General features: G+C 41.1%; 1 protein-coding gene. It reads left to right on the top strand.

What is annotated here, in order from left to right; all coding sequences use genetic code 11:
• Nucleotides 1–23: 23 nt before the first annotated feature.
• Nucleotides 24–263: type 2 periplasmic-binding domain-containing protein (locus NE637_RS15450; protein WP_256267815.1), on the top strand; the 240-nt coding region annotated here is incomplete at its 3' end.

Genomic DNA, 263 nt, shown 5'->3' with positions numbered 1-263 from the left:
GTTGTAAAGAACAGGAAATCGCTTTGAAATTCCTTGAATATCTGTATCAGGATGATGTTATGTTAGAGCATAACATACGCTGCACACAGATTCCGGCAAAGAAAAGTCTGGCTCAGAGCGAAGAGTACAAAAAAGAAGTTCCGTACGCGGACGTTCTTGTAGGAATTCTCGATCAGGGACAGTTTATCGGAAACTTTAACACGGATCGTCTGAAAGAAACAATCAACAATACGTTTGTTTCCTATTGTTCCGGGGAATACGGA

Source organism: Desulfovibrio desulfuricans (assembly GCF_024460775.1).
Classification (GTDB): Bacteria; Desulfobacterota; Desulfovibrionia; order Desulfovibrionales; family Desulfovibrionaceae; genus Desulfovibrio; species Desulfovibrio desulfuricans_E.
The sequence above is the reverse complement of the archived record's forward strand: the minus strand, read 5'-3'. Positions and strand labels throughout refer to the sequence as shown.